This window comes from Nocardioides caldifontis (assembly GCF_008087345.1).
In the GTDB taxonomy this organism is placed as follows: Bacteria; Actinomycetota; Actinomycetes; order Propionibacteriales; family Nocardioidaceae; genus Marmoricola_A; species Marmoricola_A caldifontis.
Genome location: NZ_ML701736.1, coordinates 277,481 through 293,102, shown reverse-complemented (window position 1 = coordinate 293,102; position 15,622 = coordinate 277,481). Strand labels below are relative to the sequence as shown.

Below are 15,622 nucleotides of genomic sequence, written 5' to 3'. Positions count from 1 at the left end.
GGCGGAGTGGGTCAGCGGGTGAGCAGCGGGTCCAGCGCGACCGCGAGGAAGAGCAGCGAGAGGTACATGTTCGACCAGTGGAAGAGTCGCATCGGACGCATGGCGGCCACGGCGACCGGCTGCTTGGTGCGCCGGTGGAGCAGGTGGGCCTCCACGACGAACGCGGCGCCCAGGACCGCGGCGGCGACCGGGTAGAGCCACCCGGTGCCGGCGACGGGCCAGAGCAGCAGCGAGGTCGCCACCGTCACCCAGGCGTACGCCGCGATCTGCTTGCCGACCGTCGCGGCGGGGGCCACCGACGGGAGCATCGGGACGTCCGCCGCGGCGTAGTCGTCGCGGTAGCGGAGCGCCAGCGCCCAGAAGTGCGGGGGCGTCCAGAAGAAGACGACCATGAACAGCACGACCGGCGCCCAGGCGAGCTCGCCGGTCACCGCGGTCCAACCGATCAGGGCGGGGAAGCAACCGGCGGCGCCGCCCCAGACGATGTTCTGGCTGGTGCGCCGCTTGAGCAGGATCGTGTAGCCGACGACGTAGAAGACGTTGGCGGCCAGGGCCAGCGCGGCCGAGAGCCAGTTGACCCAGACGCCGAGCATGACGGTCGAGACGACCCCGAGGGCGAGGCCGAAGACCAGCGCCGCCCGTGGCGTGACGACGTGGCGCGGCAGGGCGCGGCGGCGGGTGCGGCGCATCCGCTCGTCGATGTCGCGGTCGTAGACGCAGTTGAGCGCGTTGGCGCTGCCGGCCGAGAAGGTCCCGCCGACGACGGTGGCGACGACCAGCCAGACGTCCGGCACCCCGCGCTCGGCGAGGAACATCACCGGGACGGTGGTGAGCAGGAGCAGCTCGATGATCCGCGGCTTGGTCAGCCCGACGTAGGCGGAGAGCACGTCGCGGAGCCGAGGCCGGGAGGGTGCCTGCAGAGGCAGGCTCACCTGGGGTTCGACAGCCGTCACGACGTCCTCGAGCACTCGGGGGTGGGACCACCGCGCCCGGGTGGCACCCGCGAGGGTGGCCGGCGCGACGGTGGGCAGTCTAGTCCCCGTGGGCCGCCGGGGCAGCCGCGCACCCCGTCGGACGGGCGTGCCGCCGGTCACCACCGGGAAGTAGGCTCGACACGACGACCGACGAGAGGACCCCTACGGCGTGAGCACACCCCTGGAGTGGACTGACCTGGACCGCAAGGCGGTCGACACCGCGCGAGTCCTCGCGATGGACTCGGTGCAGAAGGTGGGGAACGGCCATCCGGGGACGGCGATGAGCCTCGCCCCTGCGGCGTACCTGCTGTTCCAGAAGGTGATGCGCCACGACCCGTCGGACCCCGACTGGATCGGCCGCGACCGGTTCGTGCTGTCGTGCGGCCACTCGAGCCTGACCCTCTACGTCCAGCTCTACCTGGGCGGCTTCGGGTTGGACGTCGACGACCTCAAGCGGCTCCGCACCTGGGGCAGCCGCACCCCCGGCCACCCCGAGCACGGCCACACCGCGGGGGTCGAGACCACCACCGGTCCCCTGGGCCAGGGCGTCGCCAACGCCGTCGGCATGGCCATGGCGGCCCGCCGGGAGCGTGGCCTCCTGGACCCCGACGCCCCCGACCGTGAGAGCGTCTTCGACCACCACGTCTACGTCATCTGCAGCGACGGCGACCTGCAGGAGGGCGTCTCGGCGGAGGCGTCGTCGCTCGCCGGCCACCAGCAGCTCGGCAACCTCGTGGTGATCTACGACGACAACAAGATCAGCATCGAGGACGACACCGCGGTCGCGTTCAGCGAGGACGTCTCGAAGCGCTACGAGGCCTACGGCTGGCACGTGCAGGACGTCGACTGGACCAACGGCGGCACCGAGTACGCCGAGGACGTGCAGGCACTCTGGGACGCGATCCAGGCGGCCAAGGAGGTCACCGACCGGCCGAGCTTCATCAACCTCCGCACGATCATCGCCTGGCCTGCCCCCAACGCGCAGAACACCGGTGCCGCCCACGGCTCCGCGCTCGGTGAGGCCGAGGTGGCCGCCACCAAGGAGCTGCTCGGGTTCGACCCCGAGCAGCAGTTCCAGGTCGACGACGACGTGATCGCCCACACGCGCGGGCTGGTCCAGCGCGGCAAGGCCGCGCACGACGCCTGGCAGGGCGACTTCGAGCGGTGGTCCGAGGCCAACGCCGAGCGGAGGGCGCTCCTCGACCGGCTCGCCACCCGTACCCTCCCCGACGGCTGGCGCGACGCGCTGCCGACCTTCGAGGCCGACCCCAAGGGCGTCGCGACCCGCAAGGCGTCCGGCGAGGTGCTCACCAAGATCGCGCCGGCGCTCCCCGAGCTGTGGGGCGGCTCGGCCGACCTCGCCGGCTCGAACAACACCACCCCCAAGGGCGAGCCGTCGTTCTTCCCGTCCGAGCACTCCACGAAGGAGTTCAGCGGCGACCGCTACGGCCGGGTGCTCCACTTCGGGATCCGCGAGCACGCCATGGGCTCGGTCATGAACGGCATCGCCCTGCACGGCGGCACCCGGGTGTACGGCGGGACCTTCCTGGTGTTCTCCGACTACATGCGCCCCGCCGTCCGGCTCGCGGCGATCATGCAGCTGCCGGTCACCTACGTGTGGACCCACGACTCGATCGGCCTCGGCGAGGACGGCCCGACCCACCAGCCGGTCGAGCACCTCGCCGCCCTGCGCGCGATCCCCGGCCTGTCCGTCGTACGCCCGGCCGACGCCAACGAGACCGTCGCCGCCTGGGCCACCGTTCTCGAGAACCCCACCGGGCCCCACGCGCTGTGCCTGAGCCGGCAGAACCTGCCGACGTTCCCGCGCGGCGACGTCGACGGCCAGCACTGGGCCGACGCCTCCGGGGTCGCCCGGGGCGCCTACGTGCTGCTCGACACCGAGGGCACCCCCGACGTCGTCCTCGTCGCCACCGGCTCCGAGGTCCAGATCGCCGTCGAGGCCCGTGAGCAGCTGGCCGCGAAGGGCATCGCCGCCCGGGTCGTCTCGATGCCGTGCCGGGAGTGGTTCGACGCCCAGGACCAGTCCTACCGCGACAGCGTCCTCCCGCCGCAGGTCAGGGCGCGCGTCTCCGTCGAGGCCGCCGTCGCCCAGGGGTGGCGCGACGTCGTCGGCGACGCCGGCCGCACCGTCTCGCTGGAGCACTACGGCGCCAGCGCCCAGTACACCGAGCTGTTCGAGAAGTTCGGCTTCACCGCCGCCACGGTCGTCAGTGCGGCCGAGGACAGCATCCGCGCCGCGGGCGCCTGAGGAGGAGACCCGCAGACCACCACCGCACCGTTTCCGACCGTTTGTCCCGGGTGCCTCCGGGCACGGTCCGACCACAGCACCACGGAGGGGAACATGACCGAAGCAGCCACGAACGGCGCCAGGGACCGACTCGCGGAGCTGTCCGCCGCCGGCGTCTCGATCTGGCTCGACGACCTCTCACGGGAGCGCATCGAGACCGGGAACCTCGCCGGCCTGGTCTCGGACCGGCACGTCGTCGGGGTGACCACCAACCCGACGATCTTCGCCTCCGCCCTGGCGAAGGGTGAGCGCTACGACGACCAGGTCGGCGGGCTCACCCGAGGCGGCGCGGGCGTCGAGGACGTCATCACCGAGCTGACCACCGACGACGTGCGCAACGCCTGCGACGTGCTCGAGGAGGTCTTCGAGAAGTCCGGGGGCACCGACGGCCGGGTGTCGATCGAGGTCGCGCCGGCGCTGGCCTTCGACACCGAGGGAACCATCGAGGCGGCCCGCACCCTCTGGCGCAAGGTCGACCGCCCCAACCTCATGGTCAAGATCCCGGCGACCAACGAGGGGCTGCCGGCGATCACCGAGGCGATCGGCGACGGGATCAGCGTCAACGTCACGCTGATCTTCGGGCTCGCCCGCTACGAGCAGGTCATGGAGGCCTACCTCGCCGGCCTGGAGAACGCCAAGAACACCGGCGTCGACCTCTCCACGGTCCACTCGGTCGCCTCCTTCTTCGTCTCCCGCGTCGACACCGAGGTGGACAAGCGGCTCGAGAAGATCGGCACCGACGAGGCGCTCGCCCTCCGCGGCAAGGCGGCGGTGGCGAACGCCCGGCTCGCCTTCGAGAAGTACGAGCAGGTCTTCGGCAGCGAGCGGTTCGCCGCGCTGGCCGAGGCCGGGGCCAACCCGCAGCGACCGCTCTGGGCCTCGACCGGTGTCAAGAATCCCGACTACTCCGACACCCTCTACGTCACCGACCTCGTCACCGCCGGCACGGTCAACACCATGCCGGAGAAGACGATGGAGGCCTTCGCCGACCACGGCGAGGTCGAGGGCGACCGGGTCCGGGGCGAGTACGACGACGCCCGCGAGGTGATGGCCGCGCTCGAACGGCTCGGCATCGAGTACGACGACGTCATCGAGACCCTCGAGCAGGAGGGCGTGGACAAGTTCGCGGCCAGCTGGAACGAGCTGGTCGAGACCGTCGAGGGGCAGATGAAGGCCAGCGCGGAGAAGGGCGCCCTGTGACGAGCAGCCTCGAGGTGGTCGCCACCGGGGCTGCCGCCGACGCGGTCGCGCGTCACGTGACGGAGCTCGTGGAGGGCTCGTTCGCGAGCCGTTTGTTCGCCGGCGACGCCACTCTCTGGGGCCCGGACGCCGAGGACGAGGCCTCGAAGCGGCTGGGCTGGGTCGGGCTGCACCGCAGCTCCCGCCCGCTGGTGGGCGAGATCGCCGCGCTCCGCGACGAGCTGGCCGGGCAGGGGCTCGACCGCGTCGTGCTCTGCGGCATGGGCGGCTCGTCGCTCGCCCCCGAGGTGATCTGCGCGACCGCGGACGTGCCGCTCGTGGTGCTGGACTCCAGCAACCCCGACCAGGTCCGCGACGCGGTCGGCACCGACCTGGAGCGCACCGTCGTGGTGGTCAGCTCCAAGTCGGGCTCGACGGTGGAGACCGACTCCCAGCGCCGCGCGTTCGAGGCGGCCTTCCGGGAGGCCGGGATCGACGCCGCCGGCCGGATCGTCGTGGTCACCGACCCCGGCAGCCCGTTGGACGACGCCTCGCGTGCCGCCGGGTTCCGCGTGGTCAACGCCGACCCCTCGGTCGGCGGACGCTTCTCTGCGCTGACCGCGTTCGGCCTCGTCCCGAGCGGGTTGGCAGGCGCCGACGTGGAGGCGCTGCTCGACGAGGCGGAGTCGGTGGCCGACCTGCTTGCCGCCGACGACGACGGCAACCCCGGGCTCCGGCTCGGCGCCGCGCTCGGGGGCACCGACCCGCTCCGCGACAAGCTCGTCTTCGTCGACGACGGCTCCGGGCTGGGCGGCTTCGCCGCCTGGGCCGAGCAGCTGATCGCCGAGAGCACCGGGAAGCTCGGCACCGGGCTCCTCCCCGTGGTGGTCGGCGGCACCGGCTCCCCGGAGGTCACCGCTCCCCCGGCCGACGCCACGGTGGTCCGGCTCGTCGGGGACGTCGCCGACGCGTCCTCGGACCCCGCGGGCGACTCGGCCGTGCAGGTCGCCGGGAGCCTCGGTGCCCAGCTCCTGCTCTGGGAGGTCGCGACCGCGGTGGCCGGCCGGCTGCTCGGGATCAACCCCTTCGACCAGCCCGACGTGGAGAGCGCCAAAAAGGCCGCCCGGGCGCTGCTGGAGTCCCCGCCCGAGGGCGGCGCGGCCGGCACGGCCGACGGCCCGGTGCTGATCAGCACGGTCGGTGACGACGCATGGCTCGGCGACGGCGCCACCACGGTGGCCAAGGCGGTCGACCGGCTGCTCGGCCAGGTCGACGAGGAGCGCGGCTACCTCGCGGTGATGGCGTACCTCGACCGGACCGAGCACGCCCGCCTCGAGGAGGTCCGCGAGTCGCTCGCGCGCTGGTCGCGGCGGCCGGTGACCTTCGGCTGGGGGCCGCGGTTCCTCCACTCGACAGGCCAGTTCCACAAGGGCGGTCCCCCAGTCGGGGTCTACCTCCAGGTGACCGCCGAGCCGGCGGAGGACCTCGACATCCCGGGTCGAGACTTCGGCTTCGCGACGCTCGTCGCCGCGCAGGCCGCCGGTGACGCGCAGGTGCTCGCCGACCGGGGACGGCCGGTGCTCCGACTCCACCTGACCGATCAGCGCAGCGGACTGGAGCGGCTCCTCGAGGCGCTCGGGGGACCCGGACCGGCCGGCTCGTGAGCCGCAACCCGCTGCGGGACCCCAACGACCGCCGGCTCCCGGCGGTCGCGGGACCCTGCGGCATGGTGATCTTCGGGGTCACCGGTGACCTCGCGCGCAAGAAGCTGATGCCGGCGGTCTACGACCTGGCCAACCGGGGGCTGCTCCCGCCCGGCTTCTCGCTCGTCGGGTTCGCGCGCCGCGACTGGGAGGACCAGGACTTCGCCCAGGTCGTCCACGACGCCGTCAAGGAGCACGCCCGCACGGAGTTCCGCGAGGAGGTGTGGGACCAGCTCGCCGAGGGGGTGCGCTTCGTCCCCGGCAACTTCGACGACGACGAGGCGTTCGACCGGCTCCGTCAGACGATCCACGAGCTCGACGAGCTGCGCGGCACCCGGGGCAACCACGCGTTCTACCTCTCGATCCCGCCCCGCTTCTTCGGCGACGTCATCGGCAAGCTCAAGAAGCACGGCCTCGCCGAGGAGCGGCCGGGCACCTGGCGCCGGGTCGTCATCGAGAAGCCGTTCGGCCACGACCTCGCGTCGGCGCGCGAGCTCAACGACGTGCTCAGCGAGGTCTTCCCCGCCGAGTCGGTGTTCCGCATCGACCACTACCTGGGCAAGGAGACCGTCCAGAACATCCTGGCGATGCGGTTCGCCAACATGATGTTCGAGCCGCTCTGGAACTCCAACTACGTCGACCACGTGCAGATCACGATGGCCGAGGACATCGGCATCGGCGGACGCGCCGGCTACTACGACGGGATCGGTGCGGCGCGCGACGTCATCCAAAACCACCTCCTCCAGCTCCTCGCCCTCACCGCGATGGAGGAGCCCACCTCCTTCGACGCCCGCTCGCTGCGCATCGAGAAGCTCAAGGTGCTGGAGTCGGTGACGCTCCCCCGGCGGCTCGACCGCGCGACCGCGCGCGGGCAGTACGCCGCCGGGTGGGCCGGCGGGGTCAAGGTGCCCGGCTACCACGAGGAGCCGGACATCCCCGCGGACTCCCGCACCGAGACGTACGCCGCTCTCCGGCTGGAGGTGGACAACCGCCGCTGGTCCGGCGTGCCGTTCTACCTCCGCACCGGCAAGCGGCTCGGCCGGAGGGTCACCGAGGTGGCGATCCAGTTCAAGCGCGCCCCGCACCTGCCGTTCCGGCGGGAGGCCACCGAGACGCTCGGTGCGAACGCGCTCGTCGTGCGCGTGCAGCCCGACGAGGGCGTCACGCTCCGCTTCGGCTCGAAGGTCCCCGGCACCCACATGGAGATCCGCGACGTCAACATGGACTTCGCGTACGGCGGAAGCTTCACCGAGGCCTCCCCCGAGGCGTATGAACGGCTGATCCTCGACGTCTTGCTCGGCGAGCCGCCGCTGTTCCCGCGCCACGAGGAGGTCGAGCAGTCCTGGCGGATCCTCGATCCGGTCATGGAGCACTGGGCGGAGCGCGGGAAGCCCGAGCTCTACCCGGCCGGCACCTGGGGACCGGCGTCGTCCGACGCGATGCTGGCCCGCGACGGCCGCGCCTGGAGGCGACCCTGAGATGAGCATCCTCGAGGACACCGACGCCGCGGCGGTGGCTGCTGCCTTCGTCGACGCGCGCCGCGCCGCCGGGAGCCCGGCGATGGACATGGTGATGACGATGGTGATCGTCGTCCCCGAGGACGTCGCCGAGGACGCCCTGCACGCCGCCCGCGACGCCTCGAAGGAGCACCCGTCCCGCCGGCTGGGCGTCATCCTGGGCTCGAAGCGGGGCCCGTCCCGCATCGACGCCGACATCAAGGCCGGGTCCGGCACCACTGGCGAGCGAGCGCTGATGCGGCTGACCGGCGAGGTCGTCGAGCACCCCGAGTCGGTGGTCCTCCCGCTGCTGCTCCCCGACTCTCCCGTGGTCGTCTGGTGGCCCACGGCGGCCCCCGAGGACCCGGCGTCGGACCCGCTGGGTCGGCTGGGCTCCCGGCGGATCACCGACGCCGCGCAGGCTCCCCGGGCCAGGTCGAAGGCGTTGCTGACCCAGTGCCACAGCTACGCCCCCGGCAACACCGACCTGGCCTGGACGCGGATCACCCCCTGGCGGGCGCTGCTCGCCACGGCGATGGACGACGTCGAGGAGAAGGTCAGGGCGATCAGCGTCAGCGCGGAGCACGTCAGCCCCAGCGCCGACCTCCTCGGGGCCTGGCTCACCGACCGGCTCAAGGCACCCGTCACCCGGAAGCGTTCGCGCGGCCCCGGCATCACCGAGGTCGTGCTCACCACGCGGTCCGGCGACATCCGGGTCAGCCGCAAGGACGGTCGGCTCGCGACCCTGTCGGTGCCCGGCCAGCCCGACCGTCCGGTGGCGCTCCGGCGCCGCGGGATCGTCGAGCTGCTCACCGAGGAGCTGCGCCGGCTCGACCCCGACGACGTGTACGCCGCGACCGTGCGCCGGCTCCGCCGCGACGCCGCGCGGAGCCAGGGCGCGGGATGACCGAGCGGGTCGTGCGGGGCGCCGACGACGCGGAGGTCGCCCGGCTGGTCGTGCCCGAGGTGACCAGGCTCCTCGCCGCCGCCCCCGCCGGTCGCCCGGCCGGGCTGGTCCTCACCGGCGGCACCCTCACTCGCACCGTCCACCCGCTGCTCGCCGAGGAGCCGGTCGACTGGAACCGGGTCGAGCTCTGGTGGGGCGACGACCGTTACGTCCCCGCAGCGGACGAGGAGCGCAACGCCGGGCAGGCCCGCCAGGACCTGCTCTCCCGGGTGCCGCTGCCCCCGGAGAAGGTCCACGAGATGCCGGCCTCCGACGCCGGCCACCCCGACGTGACCGCGGCGGCCGCGTCGTACGACGCCGAGCTGCGGGCGGTCGTCGACGCGCTGGCGGACGACGAGCCGTGGTTCGAGGTGCTGATGCTCGGGATCGGCCCGGACGGCCACTGCGCGTCGCTCTTCCCGGGCCGTCCCGAGGTTCACTCCCCGGCGTACGTCCTGCCCGTCACCGACTCCCCCAAGCCGCCGCCGACCCGCATCTCGCTGGGGATGACGGCGCTCGGGCGGGCACGGCACGTGCTGTTCGTGGTCGCCGGCGAGGGCAAGGCCGAGGCCGTAGCCCGCTCCGTCGGCGGTGCCCCGGTCGACACGACGCCGTCCGCGGGCCCGCGAGGGCTCGAGTCCACGACCTGGTTCGTCGACGAGGCGGCCGCGAGGCTCCTGCGCTGAGCGTCAGCCCTGGTCGCCGGCAGCCCAGGACGGCGGCGGGGGCGGCGGCGCCGTCGGCTGGACCGGGGCCTCGGGAACCGGTGCGGAGGCCGGCGGGGCGGGCATCACCGCACCCGGCGACGGGGGCGGCGGCGTCGCGGCAGCGCCGGGCGGGGGCGGGGGCGCGCCCTGGGCCGCGGCACCCGGAGGCGGCGGGACGGTGCCCGGGGCGGGCGCGGCGGTCTGGAGGTGGAGGTTCAGCGGCCCGCGCGACTCGGCCTCGCGCAGCGCGCCGAGGAGCCGCTCACGCTCGGCGGGGTCGGCCTGGCGGCCGGTCGCCTCGAGGTAGGCCAGCACCCCCAGGTCGCGGAAGCACCGCTCCGGCGACGGGCCGGCGCTGAGCCCGGAACCGCCCATCCCGGAGCCGGCGAGCGCGGTGTCCGCCTTGGCAGCCAGGTCGTTCGCAGCCTGCTTGGCCTTGTCCAGGAACCCCATGAACCCTCCTCGAACGCGGGCCCTTCGGCCGCTGTTGCGGCGGAACGTATCACGGCACGATGTGCGGGCTCCTTTCCGAACGGCAGGACGATCCACGGCAACACGACCACAGAAAAGGTGACCATGGCCATCCACGGTTCGTTGTTCAGCGACTACAAGGAGAACGCGTCCCAGGACCCGTTCTCGTTGCAGAACAAGAAGATGCTGAAGATCCAGATGGGCTACGGCCCGGTCTGGGCGAAGACCGGCTCGATGGTCGCCTACCAGGGCGACGTGCGCTTCGAGAACAAGGGCTCCGGCGGCGTCGGCAAGTGGCTCAAGCAGCAGATGACCGGTGAGGGCGTCGACATGATGCAGTGCACCGGCCAGGGTGAGCTGTTCGTCGCCGACCTCGCCTCGGAGGTCCAGGTGATCTACCTGGAGAACGACGCGATCTCGGTCAACGGCAACAACATCCTCGCGTTCTCCTCCTCGATCGAGTGGGACATCCACCGGGTCCAGGCCCGTGGTGCGGCGATGACCGGCGGGCTCTACAACGTGGCACTGCGCGGCACCGGTTACGTCGCGCTCACGACCAAGGGCGACCCGGTCGCGCTCGACGTGGCCAGCGCGCCGACCTTCGCCGACGCGGAGGCGGTCGTCATGTGGACCGCGGGCGTCTCGATGGACATCCGCGTCGACACCGGCGGCATCAAGTCCCTGGTGCGCGGTGGCACCGGCGAGCTCCTGCAGATGGCGTTCGGCGGCCAGGGCTACGTGCTCGTCCAGCCCAGCGAGTCGGTGGTCGACGGCGGCCACCAGCAGCAGGGCCAGCAGCAGAAGTCCGGCGGCCTCGGCGGGCTGCTCGGCGGCTGAGCCTCGCCGCGGATTCCCATGGTGCCATGGGACTCTGGTGCTCCCCATCGACCACGACCTGTGGGGAGCACCAGTTTCCTAGGGCACCATGGGTTTTTGGGCCGGTGGGAGATGGAGGGTCAGAAGATGATCTCGCCGCGCTTGCGCCGGTCACGCAGCGTCTTGAGCGCCTCGTCGAGGATCTCGGCGGCCTCCGCGTCGCTGCGCCGCTCCTTCACGTAGGCGAGGTGCGTCTTGTAGGGCTCGATCTTCGGGGGCGGAGGCGGGTTCTCCGAGTCGAGGCTGGCCGGCAGCCCGCACCGCGGGCAGTCCCAGGAGTCCGGCACCACCGCGTCCATCGCGAAGGCGATCTCGGACTGGTGCCGGTGGGCGCAGAAGTACACCACGCGCTGGCGTGGAGCGGCCTCACCCCGCTCGGCCTCTCCCATCGGTCCTGCTCCGACCCGGCTCCCCCGGATCGCGCTCCCGCCGCCAGCTGCCACTCTGCTCTCCTCTGAACAAGGGTGTGTCGAGCCGGCTCAGCCGCCGTGCTCGATCTTCAACAACAGCCCGAGAGCCACCACGCACGCGAACCAGATGACGCCGGCACCGATGGTGATCCGGTCGAGGTTGCGCTCCGCCACCGACGAGCCGCCGAGCCCGCTCGACATGCCGCCGCCGAACATGTCGGAGAGCCCGCCGCCGCGCCCCTTGTGGAGCAGGACGAGCAGGGTCAGCAGCAAGCTCGTGAGCACGAGCAGCACGGTGAGGGTGATGATCACGGTGTCAGAGCCTAACCCACGCCTCGGGCGTGACGGGATGCAGAACGGTCAGAGGGTCGGCATGTCGTAGAAGCGGCAGATGCCACCGAACTCCTCGTAGTCCAGGCTGGCACCCCCCACCAAACAGCCGTCGACGTCGGCCTTCGCCATGATGCCGGCGACGTTGGCCGCCTTGACCGACCCGCCGTACTGGATCCGGACGGCGTCCGCGGCCTCCTGGCCCCAGTCCTCGGCGACCTTCCCGCGGATCGCGGCGCAGACCTCCTGGGCGTCGTCGGGGGTCGCCACCTCGCCGGTGCCGATCGCCCACACCGGCTCGTAGGCGACGACCAGCGACGCCACCTGCTCGGCGGTGAGCCCGGCGAGCGACCCCTCGACCTGGGCGAGGGTGTGCTCGACCTGACGCCCCTCCTTGCGGACCTCGAGCCCTTCGCCGACGCAGACGATCGGCGTCATGCCGTGCTCGATCGCCTTCTTGGCCTTCGCGTTCACGACCTCGTCGGTCTCGGCGTGGTACTGGCGCCGCTCGGAGTGGCCGACCACGACGTAGGAGCAGCCGAGCTTGGCGAGCATCGACGCCGCGACCTCGCCGGTGTAGGCGCCGCTCTCCTGGGCGGAGACGTCCTGGGCGCCGTACTTGATCGGGAGCTTGTCGCCGTCGACGCAGGTCTGCACCGTGCGCAGGTCGGTGAACGGGGGCAGCACCACGACCTCCGCCTTGCCGAAGTCGTGCTTCTTGTCGGCAAGCGCGGCGGCCAGCTTCTGCACCAGGACGACCGCTTCCTGGTGGTTGAGGTTCATCTTCCAGTTGCCGGCCATCAGGGGCAGGCGCGAGGACGCCATCGAAGGGTCTCCTTGGGGTCGGTCAGTCGGTGAGGACGTCAATGCCGGGCAGGGCGCGTCCCTCGAGGTACTCGAGGCTGGCACCGCCGCCGGTGGAGATGTGGCCGAACGCCGCCTCGTCGAAGCCGAGCTGCCGGACGGCGGCCGCGGAGTCACCGCCGCCGACCACCGAGAGCCCGTCGACCTCGGTCAGCGCCTGGGCGACCGCGCGGGTCCCCGCGGCGAAGGCGTCGATCTCGAAGACGCCCATCGGGCCGTTCCAGAAGACGGTGCGGGCGTCGGCGACCTTCGCCGCGAACGCTTTCGCCGAGTCGGGGCCGATGTCGAGCCCGAGCTGGTCGGCCGGCATCTCCGCCACGGGTACGACGGTCGGCTGCGCGTCCGCGGAGAGCTCCGGCGCGACGACCACGTCGGTGGGGAGGACGATCTCCACGCCGGTGTCCGCCGCCCGCTGGAGGTACTCGCGACAGGTGTCGAGCTGGTCCTCCTCGAGGAGGCTCCTGCCGACCTCGTGGCCCTGGGCCTTGAGGAAGGTGAACACCATGCCCCCGCCGATCAGCAGCCGGTCGGCCTTGCCGAGCAGGTTGTCGATGACGCCGAGCTTGTCGGAGACCTTCGAGCCGCCGAGGACGACGACGTAGGGGCGCTCCGGCTCCTCGGTCAGCCGCCGGAGCACCTCGATCTCGCTCGCCACCAGCCCGCCCATGGCGTGCGGGAGCAGCTTCGCCACGTCGTACACGCTCGCCTGCTTGCGGTGCACGACGCCGAAGCCGTCGCTCACGAAGACGTCGGCGAGGGCGGCGAGCTGTTCGGCGAAGGCCTGGCGCTCGGCGTCGTCCTTGCTGGTCTCCCCGGCGTTGAACCGGACGTTCTCCAGCACCGCCACCTGGCCGTCGGCGAGCGCGTCCACCGTGGACCGGGCGCTCTCGCCCACCGTGTCGGAGGCGAAGAGCACCGCGTCCTCGAGGAGCTCGCCGAGCCGCTCGGCCACCGGGGCGAGGGAGTACTTCGGGTCCGGCGCCCCCTTGGGCCGCCCGAGGTGCGCCGTCACGACGACCCGGGCGCCCTGGTCGCGGAGCTGCCGGATCGTCGGCAGGCTCGCCCGGATCCGCCCGTCGTCGGTGATCGTGCTGCCGTCGAGCGGCACGTTGAGGTCGGAGCGGACGAGCACCCGCTTGCCGCGGAGGTCGCCGAGGTCGTCGATCGTCACCACGGTCGCGTCCCCGTCCGCGTCAGAGGGAGCCGCCGACGAGCTCGACGAGGTCCACGAGCCGGTTGGAGTAGCCCCACTCGTTGTCGTACCAGCCGACGACCTTGACCTGGTTGCCGATGACCTTGGTCAGCGGGGCGTCGAAGATGCAGGACGCCGGGTCGGTGGTGATGTCGGTGGAGACGATCGGGTCCTCGCTGTAGCGCAGGATCTTGCCGTCGGCCGCGGCGCGGACGATCTCGTTGACCTCCTCCACGCTGGTCTCCCGGGCGGCGGTGAAGGTGAGGTCGGTGGCCGAGCCGGTCGGGGTCGGCACCCGGAGGGCGTAGCCGTCGAGCTTGCCCTTGAGCTGGGGCAGCACGAGCCCGATGGCCTTCGCGGCGCCGGTGGAGGTCGGCACGATGTTGATCGCGGCCGCCCGCGCGCGACGCAGGTCCTTGTGCGGGGCGTCGAGCAGGTTCTGGTCGCCGGTGTAGGCGTGGATCGTCGTCATCAGCCCCTGCTCGATGCCCAGCCCGTCGTTGAGGGCCTTGGCCATCGGCGCCAGGCAGTTCGTGGTGCAGGAGGCGTTCGAGATGATGTTGTGGCTGGCGGGGTCGTAGTCGCCGTCGTTGACGCCGACCACGACGGTGACGTCCTCGTTCTTCGCCGGCGCGGAGATGATCACCTTCTTCGCGCCACCGGCGAGGTGGGCCTTCGCCTTCTCAGCGTCGGTGAAGAAGCCGGTCGACTCGATGACGACGTCGGCGCCGAGGTCACCCCAGGGCAGCGCACCGGGGTCGCGCTCGGCGAACGCCTTGAAGGACTTGTCCCCCACGGTGATCTCGGTGTCGGTGGACGAGACCTCCTGGGCCAGCCGACCGAGCGTGGAGTCGTACTTCGTCAGCGTCGCGAGGGTCTTGTTGTCGGTGAGGTCGTTCACCGCCACGATCTCGATGTCGGAGCCGGCGGCAAGGGCTGCGCGGAAGAAGTTGCGGCCGATCCGGCCGAATCCGTTGATGCCTACGCGAACGGTCAAGACGGGTCTCCTCCGGAGGTGAGTTCCTGGTCGGTCCCGGGCCGGCCGGGCAGCTCCGACCCTACCCCCGTCGGGTCGAGCGGTCTCACTCGGCAAGCATGTCCGGGGTGAGGCTGGCCTCGGTGTCCGGGATGCCGAGCTCCTGGGCGCGCTTGTCGGCCATCGCGAGGAGCCGTCGGATCCGCCCGGCGATCGCGTCCTTGGTCAGGACCGGGTCGTGGAGCTGGCCGAGCTCCTCGAGCGAAGCCTGCTTGTGCTCGAGCCGCAGCGACCCGGCGAGCTTGAGGTGGTCGGGCACCTCGTCGCCGAGGATCTCCAAGGCCCGCTCGACGCGCGCCCCGGCGGCGACCGCCGCACGCGCGGAGCGGCGGAGGTTCGCGTCGTCGAAGTTCGCGAGCCGGTTGGCGGTGGCCCGCACCTCGCGACGCATCCGGCGCTCTTCCCACGCCATCAACGACTCGTGGGCGCCGAGCCGGGTGAGCAGCTCGCCGATCGCGTCCCCGTCGCGGATCACGACGCGGTCGACCCCGCGGACCTCGCGGGCCTTGGCGCTGATCCCGAGCCGGCGGGCGGCGCCGACCAGCGCCAGCGCGGCCTCGGGCCCCGGGCAGGTCACCTCGAGGGCCGAGGAGCGGCCGGGCTCGGTCAGCGAACCGTGGGCGAGGAAGGCGCCCCGCCAAGCGGCGACCGCGTCGCAGTTGCCGCCGGAGACGACCTGCGGCGGCAGCCCCCGGACGGGTCGGCCGCGGCCGTCGAGGAGGCCGGTCTGACGGGCCAGCGCCTCGCCCTCCTTGACCACCCGCACGACGTAGCGGCTGTTCTTGCGGATGCCGTGCCCGGCGACCATGACCACGTCGGAGCCGTGGCCGTAGATCTCCGCGATGTCCCGGCGCAGCCTGCGCGCGGCGGCGCCGGTGTCGAGCTCGGCCTCCACGACGATCTGGCCGCTGACGATGTGCAGCCCTCCGGCGAACCGGAGCATCGAGGAGACCTCGGCCTTGCGGCAGCAGGTCTTCGTGACCGGGATGCTGGCGAGTTCTGCCTTCACCTGTGCCGTCATCGCCATGCGTCCGATCCTGTCACTGCCGCGCCTCCCGCATCGCTTGCCCCTGTGCCCGCGCGCACCGCGCGCCGGAGGGGGTGAGAGGCGTACGGGCGGGGGCAGCAGT

The 15,622-nt window shown here is 72.3% G+C and carries 15 protein-coding genes; 7 read left to right on the top strand and 8 right to left on the bottom strand.

Going from position 1 to position 15,622, the window contains the following annotated elements; translation table 11 throughout:
• Positions 1-11: 11 nt before the first annotated feature.
• Positions 12-932, bottom strand: a complete 921-nt coding sequence (locus FIP57_RS04210) for a heme o synthase (RefSeq protein ID WP_238993270.1) — start codon at positions 930-932, stop codon at positions 12-14.
• A gap of 211 nt (positions 933-1,143) precedes the next feature.
• Between FIP57_RS04210 and tkt the strand changes: the two genes are divergently transcribed.
• The 6 genes from tkt (at position 1,144) to pgl (ending at position 9,292) form a co-directional block, all read left to right on the top strand.
• Complete coding sequence (gene tkt / locus FIP57_RS04205; RefSeq protein ID WP_148572264.1) at positions 1,144-3,243, top strand: transketolase; 2,100 nt, start codon at positions 1,144-1,146, stop codon at positions 3,241-3,243.
• A 93-nt stretch (positions 3,244-3,336) separates the two neighbouring features.
• Complete coding sequence (gene tal, locus FIP57_RS04200; protein WP_148572263.1) at positions 3,337-4,482, top strand: transaldolase; 1,146 nt, start codon at positions 3,337-3,339, stop codon at positions 4,480-4,482.
• Positions 4,479-6,125 (top strand): glucose-6-phosphate isomerase, encoded by a 1,647-nt coding sequence (locus FIP57_RS04195; protein WP_148572262.1) that lies wholly within the window; start codon positions 4,479-4,481, stop codon positions 6,123-6,125. The genes tal and FIP57_RS04195 overlap by 4 nt, the downstream gene beginning before the upstream one ends.
• Positions 6,122-7,642 carry a glucose-6-phosphate dehydrogenase gene (zwf, locus tag FIP57_RS04190; RefSeq protein WP_148572261.1) on the top strand — a complete coding sequence of 507 codons (1,521 nt, stop codon included), beginning with the start codon at positions 6,122-6,124 and terminating at the stop codon, positions 7,640-7,642. Before FIP57_RS04195 ends, zwf begins: the two co-directional genes overlap by 4 nt.
• A gap of 1 nt (position 7,643) precedes the next feature.
• Positions 7,644-8,567, top strand: coding sequence for a glucose-6-phosphate dehydrogenase assembly protein OpcA (locus FIP57_RS04185; RefSeq protein WP_148572260.1), 924 nt, complete (start codon positions 7,644-7,646; stop codon positions 8,565-8,567).
• Positions 8,564-9,292, top strand: coding sequence for a 6-phosphogluconolactonase (pgl, locus tag FIP57_RS04180; RefSeq protein ID WP_148572259.1), 729 nt, complete (start codon positions 8,564-8,566; stop codon positions 9,290-9,292). The genes FIP57_RS04185 and pgl overlap by 4 nt, the downstream gene beginning before the upstream one ends.
• A 3-nt stretch (positions 9,293-9,295) precedes the next feature.
• Here the strand turns inward: pgl and FIP57_RS04175 are convergent, their stop codons facing one another.
• Positions 9,296-9,766 carry a hypothetical protein gene (locus FIP57_RS04175; protein ID WP_148572258.1) on the bottom strand — a complete coding sequence of 157 codons (471 nt, stop codon included), beginning with the start codon at positions 9,764-9,766 and terminating at the stop codon, positions 9,296-9,298.
• Positions 9,767-9,889: 123 nt separating this feature from the next.
• On the opposite strand from FIP57_RS04175, the gene FIP57_RS04170 reads away from it, so the two are divergent.
• The gene (locus FIP57_RS04170; RefSeq protein WP_148572257.1) at positions 9,890-10,621 is read left to right on the top strand and encodes an AIM24 family protein; all 732 of its coding nucleotides are present in this window, start codon (positions 9,890-9,892) and stop codon (positions 10,619-10,621) included.
• A 119-nt stretch (positions 10,622-10,740) separates the two neighbouring features.
• Here FIP57_RS04170 and FIP57_RS04165 read toward each other — a convergent pair whose 3' ends face one another.
• The 6 genes from FIP57_RS04165 to whiA all read right to left on the bottom strand — a co-directional run bounded on the left by FIP57_RS04165 (position 10,741) and on the right by whiA (position 15,519).
• A complete protein-coding gene (locus FIP57_RS04165) occupies positions 10,741-11,103 on the bottom strand; it encodes an RNA polymerase-binding protein RbpA (RefSeq protein ID WP_148572256.1) in 363 nt (120 codons plus the stop codon).
• Positions 11,104-11,139: 36 nt separating this feature from the next.
• On the bottom strand, positions 11,140-11,382 hold the full coding sequence (gene secG, locus FIP57_RS04160; RefSeq protein WP_148572255.1) for a preprotein translocase subunit SecG: 243 nt from the start codon (positions 11,380-11,382) through the stop codon (positions 11,140-11,142).
• Between the two features lie 48 nt (positions 11,383-11,430).
• Positions 11,431-12,225, bottom strand: a complete 795-nt coding sequence (gene tpiA, locus FIP57_RS04155; RefSeq protein WP_148572254.1) for a triose-phosphate isomerase — start codon at positions 12,223-12,225, stop codon at positions 11,431-11,433.
• Between the two features lie 22 nt (positions 12,226-12,247).
• Positions 12,248-13,438 carry a phosphoglycerate kinase gene (locus FIP57_RS04150; RefSeq protein ID WP_148572253.1) on the bottom strand — a complete coding sequence of 397 codons (1,191 nt, stop codon included), beginning with the start codon at positions 13,436-13,438 and terminating at the stop codon, positions 12,248-12,250.
• Positions 13,439-13,457: 19 nt separating this feature from the next.
• Entirely contained in the window at positions 13,458-14,453 is a 996-nt protein-coding gene (gap, locus tag FIP57_RS04145) for a type I glyceraldehyde-3-phosphate dehydrogenase (RefSeq protein WP_148572252.1), read from the bottom strand.
• An 85-nt stretch (positions 14,454-14,538) separates the two neighbouring features.
• Positions 14,539-15,519 (bottom strand): DNA-binding protein WhiA, encoded by a 981-nt coding sequence (gene whiA, locus FIP57_RS04140; protein ID WP_148572251.1) that lies wholly within the window; start codon positions 15,517-15,519, stop codon positions 14,539-14,541.
• Positions 15,520-15,622: the final 103 nt, after the last annotated feature.